Annotated in this window: 1 protein-coding gene; it reads right to left on the reverse strand. The window is 70.6% G+C overall.

Annotated elements, in window-relative coordinates; all coding sequences use genetic code 11:
- Window positions 1–1,721 (reverse strand): phosphogluconate dehydratase (edd, locus tag CV103_RS22000; RefSeq protein WP_107396252.1); only part of this gene is annotated, 1,721 nt, incomplete at its 3' end.
- Between the last annotated feature and the right edge of the window lie 3 nt (window positions 1,722–1,724).

Below are 1,724 nucleotides of genomic sequence, written 5' to 3' on the forward strand. Positions count from 1 at the left end.
CGGGGCGGGGCGGCTTCGGGGCGGGATGCCCATTCGGCCTCGTCGACCAGCGCCTGCAGCGTGCCGGTGGCGGCGCAGACGCGGACGACATCGCCGTCGCGCAGCCGCGCCAGCGGGCCGCCGCCAAGCGCTTCCGGCGTGATGTGGATCGCGGCCGGCACCTTGCCCGACGCCCCCGACATCCGCCCGTCCGTCACCAGCGCCACCTTGAACCCCTTGTCCTGCAGCACCCCCAAAGGCGGCGTCAGCTTGTGCAGTTCCGGCATGCCGTTGGCGCGCGGGCCCTGGAAGCGCACCACCACCACCACGTCGCGGTCCAGCTCGCCCGCCTTGAACGCCCGGTTCACATCGTCCTGGTCGTGGAACACCCGCGCCGGCGCCTCGATCGTCCAGCGGGACGGATCGACCGCGCTCGTCTTCATCGTCGCCCGGCCGAGATTGCCCTGGAGCAGCCGCATCCCGCCATCCGGCTGGAACGGATCGGCCACCGGCCGCAGCATCTGCGGGTCCAGGGGATCGGCCGGCGCCGGCTGCCAGGCTAGGCTGTCGCCCGCCAGCACCGGATCGGCCGCATAAGCGCGCAGCCCCCCCTGCCAGATGGTGAGGATATCGCCGTGGAGCAGGCCCGCATCGAGCAGGGTGGAAATCACATAGGCCATGCCGCCGGCCGCCTGGAAATGGTTCACGTCGCCCGATCCGTTGGGATAGACGCGCGCGATCAGCGGCACCGCCGAGGACAGCCGGTCGAGATCCTCCCAGTCGATGACGATGCCCGCCGCCCGCGCGATCGCCGGCAGGTGGATGGCGTGGTTGGTCGATCCGCCCGTCGCCAGCAGGCCGACCGCGGCGTTGACGATCGCCTTCTCGTCGATCACGCGGCCGATCGGGCGGTAATCCTCGCCACCCCAGCCGATCGCCGCCAGCCGGTGGACGGCGGCGCGCGTCACTTCCTGCCGCAGCTTGGTGCCCGGATTGATGAAGGCCGCGCCCGGCACGTGCAGGCCCATCACCTCCATCATCATCTGGTTGGAATTGGCCGTGCCGTAGAAGGTGCAGGTGCCGGCATCGTGATAGGAGGCGGCCTCCGCCTCCAGCAGCTCCGCCCGGCCCACCTTGCCTTCGGCATAAAGCTGGCGGACGCGCTGCTTCTCCTTGTTGGCCAACCCCGAGGGCATCGGCCCGGCCGGCACCAGCACCATCGGCAGATGGCCGAAGCGCAGCGCGCCGATCAGCAGGCCCGGCACGATCTTGTCGCAAATGCCGAGCAGGGCCGCGCCCTCGAACATGCCGTGGCTCAGCGCCACCGCCGTCGACAGGGCGATCACGTCGCGGCTGAACAGCGACAGCTCCATGCCGCGCTGGCCTTGCGTCACCCCGTCGCACATCGCCGGCACCCCGCCCGCCACCTGCGCGGTGATCCCCGCCTCGCGCGCCCAGAGCTTCATCCGCTCCGGATAGCCGCCATAAGGCTGATGGGCCGAAAGCATGTCGTTATAGGCGGTGACGATCCCGACGTTCATCGCCCCGCCCGCCCGGATCGCAGGCTTGTCCGCCCCCGACGCCGCGAAACCGTGCGCCAGGTTGCCGCACGACAGGCGCGGACGATCCACCCCGCCATCCCGCTCCCGCTCGATCAGCTCCAGATACGCCCGGCGCCCCGCCGCCGACCGCTCCACCACCCGAGACGTAACTGACGATATAATCGGGTGAAGATCAGTCATGCC

The organism is Edaphosphingomonas fennica (assembly GCF_003034225.1).
Taxonomy (GTDB): Bacteria; Pseudomonadota; Alphaproteobacteria; order Sphingomonadales; family Sphingomonadaceae; genus Sphingomonas_E; species Sphingomonas_E fennica.